Raw genomic sequence first — 3,269 nt, forward strand, 5'->3', positions numbered from 1 at the left:
TGCCGGTAAAAAAACTTTAAAACTGGCGCTGGCGCTAAAACACAGACCTGCTTTTTTAGCCCTCTGGAAACGAGCCAGAGATCCTAATATTTCAATCTAATAATATTTCTAACGACAAATCTGGGTTCAATTTTGAAAGATAAGCCCACCCTTTTGGACTCTAAAGTCGGATGTCCGACAAAAACACCTGCAAGATTGGTCATAAATATTTGATCCAAGCCAATGCCTTATGAGACAAAGGGTTTGCCTAAATGGATGGTTTTTCCTTTTTGAATGTATTGAAAGGTAAGTTGACCGATAAAACTAAGCATGATTTACAGGCTAATGCCTCAAAACAGGTAATATCGTTTGGTTAGAGAGCAATCGAGATAACTGTTTATATAAAGTCCAAGTCTGCCGGGCTGCCAAAACTTTAACAACAGCAGTAATAAAGAAAAACATTTCCTAATGACGGTCATTAGGATCTGCCATCTAACGACAAATCTGAGTTTATAGAAAAATAATACGACACAAAACTTCCGAAAAGGATCAGAATAAGAGCATTGTGGAAGGTAAATGAAATATTATCTTTAATTTTGCAATTCAAACAACTACTTATACATCACAATGTAAGCAGTGCAAGCAAACTATATGGTAGATGACAATTATGTTGCGATAAATAGTAGAAATGGTTAATTAAAAATTATCAATAGCCTTCCATTAAGATTATTGGTAACTTTGAGATGGTTAAGAAGCTATTTAAATTTATTGTATGGTAATGCAAGAGGCTTTTCTGAAAATATTAAATGATAAACTAACAGAATCGAAATCTGAGGCAACCTTCCTTGCTTAAATTTGTTCCGAACTGTTTATATAACTTCAGACTAAAAGTTTCAAAGCAAATTAGACGAATGATATATGGAAAAATCTACGCACAACAAACTAATACTCGTAAATATTACCGGTGATGATCGGCCCGGTGTAACAGCCCAACTCATGGGAGTGTTGGCCAAGCACAATGCATTTGTTTTGGATATCGGTCAAGCGGATATCCACAATCATCTTAACCTCGGAATATTATTCCAAACTTGTGATGAATGCTCCGGTAATCTCCTCAAAGATCTATTATTCAAAGGGTATGAACTGGATGTCCAGATTCGTTTTACTCCCATTGAAGAGGACGAATATACACGATGGGTAGAAGCTCAAGGAAAGAACAGATATATCATCACTATTGTGGCACGCAAAATCACGGCCGAAATGATACAAGCCATTGCGGAAGAAAGTGCTCAACAAGGGCTCAATATTGACTCCATTAAGCGTCTTACCGGTCGTATTCCACTCAAAGAAACGCAGAGACGACCTCTTGCAAGTGTGGAATTTTCGATGAGAGGAACGCCCAAAGACAAGGAGGCTCTTCAGCAAGCATATCTTGACTCTTCTGCTCGACTTAATATGGACATCTCTTTCCAAAGAGAGTCTATGTTTAGACGAATGAGAAGACTTATCTGCTTCGATATGGATTCAACCCTTATTCAGACAGAATGTATAGACGAGTTGGCCATAAAAGCAGGTGTGGGAGATGAAGTAAAAGCCATAACTGAAAGTGCCATGAGAGGCGAGATTGACTTTACAGAGAGCTTCAGAAGACGAGTAGCACTCCTCAAAGGGTTGGATGTATCTGTCATGCAAGGTATAGCTGAGAATCTTCCAATTACAGAAGGGGCAGGCCGGTTGCTTCGTACGCTAAAGATGATTGGATTTAAGATTGCAGTCTTATCAGGTGGATTCACCTTCTTTGGTAATTACCTTAAGGGAAAATTCCCGATCGACTATGTTTATGCTAACGAACTCGAAGTAGAAGACGGCAAATTGACCGGAAGATATTTGGGAGATGTGGTTGATGGCAGACGAAAAGCTGAACTATTGAGGCTTATAGCACAAGTTGAAGGAGTCGATCTTATGCAGACTGTAGCTGTAGGAGATGGAGCCAACGACCTGCCAATGCTCTCTATAGCCGGTCTTGGAATAGCTTTCCATGCAAAGCCAAAAGTAAAGGTTGAGGCAAGACAAGCGATAAGTACCGTTGGGTTAGATGGGATACTATATTTCTTGGGTTACAAAGATTCTCATATTGAAGAAGATCCACAAGCAACGCCGACCATCGAGGCAGGAGAAGTAAGTGGAATGTGGAATACGGGCAAATAAGCAAATAGAATTAATAAGACTATAAAACAACAATTAAACAGCAATAAAATGGTAAGACATATCGTTATGTTCGCACTGGATGGATTTCCCACCCCGGGAGATAAACAGAGACATCTCTTGCGAATCAAAACCAGTTTGGAAATGCTTCCATCACAAATAGAAAGACTCAACAAGCTCAAAGTGTATCTCAATATAAATGAGAAAGAAGAGTATGATTTCGTCATCGAAGCTGAGCTTAATTGCATGGATTGTGTAAAAGCATATCAAGAAGATCCTCTTCATCAACGCATCATCAATGATTTTGTAAAGCCTTATCTTAAGAAAAGAGCTTGTGTCGATTACGTCATCGATTAAAAGAGTAAAATAAAACAGCAAAAGAAGGGGATGTGTCGAGTCGTGACACATCCCCTTCTCGCTTAATATCCAAATAAGACAATAAAAGAGATAGCATTTATAAATATTACTGTGAAAGTTGGAAGGGCTTCCTTTAGGGTACTTAATCGCTTTATTTATGCGGTTAAGTTCTTCTTTTTTAAAAGTAGGCCTCTGCCTTTGAAGACCAAAGCCGGCTGTCCAATAAAAGTGTCTCAATTTGAGATTTAGATTTGCTTCTACAATATTAGAAGCCTTGTATGAGAAAGCGTTTTTAATATCAAGTCGATTCTCTCGTCTCCTAATCCGCTGAAAGAACGTCTGTCTGCCAAAAGCTAAGCACATGAACAAGCTAAGTGGACAAAACAGATGACAGCAAATGATTAGAGTACGATTTCAAAAGTAGTTTTTATCCCAGATTTGTCGTTAGAAGGCAGATTCTAATGACCGTCATTAGGAATTATTCCTCTTAATACATTATATATCATCGTTTTATAATCTTATAAAATAATTCTTGTCTACTAAATTTCTCCATTATCTTGGTGCGATGTGATAAAGGAGAAAAGAGCTTTGAATATTTGAATGGATACTGTCCCGAAAAAGTGTGTAAGACCCAAGACTGTTATCTTTGAAAAAATAAAATAAAACAGTAAAACAGTATGGATCTCACACAAGTACAAATTAAAGAAATTATTTCGAATTGTCTGTCA

Annotated in this window: 2 protein-coding genes; both read left to right on the forward strand. The window is 37.7% G+C overall.

Annotated elements, in window-relative coordinates; all coding sequences use genetic code 11:
• Window positions 1-897: 897 nt before the first annotated feature.
• On the forward strand, window positions 898-2,187 hold the full coding sequence (serB, locus tag ACFO3G_RS03560; RefSeq protein WP_380078054.1) for a phosphoserine phosphatase SerB: 1,290 nt from the start codon (window positions 898-900) through the stop codon (window positions 2,185-2,187).
• Between the two features lie 48 nt (window positions 2,188-2,235).
• Window positions 2,236-2,541, forward strand: a complete 306-nt coding sequence (locus ACFO3G_RS03565; protein ID WP_380078056.1) for a Dabb family protein — start codon at window positions 2,236-2,238, stop codon at window positions 2,539-2,541.
• Window positions 2,542-3,269: the final 728 nt, after the last annotated feature.

Origin of the sequence: Falsiporphyromonas endometrii (assembly GCF_042654485.1) — a bacterium.
Classification (GTDB): Bacteria; Bacteroidota; Bacteroidia; order Bacteroidales; family Porphyromonadaceae; genus Porphyromonas; species Porphyromonas endometrii.

Excerpts from the sequence above, each read along its gene's own strand:
- serB (WP_380078054.1), top strand. The coding sequence starts at position 898 with ATGGAAAAATCTACGCACAACAAACTAATACTCGTAAATATTACCGGT.
- ACFO3G_RS03565 (WP_380078056.1), top strand. The coding sequence starts at position 2,236 with ATGGTAAGACATATCGTTATGTTCGCACTGGATGGATTTCCCACCCCG.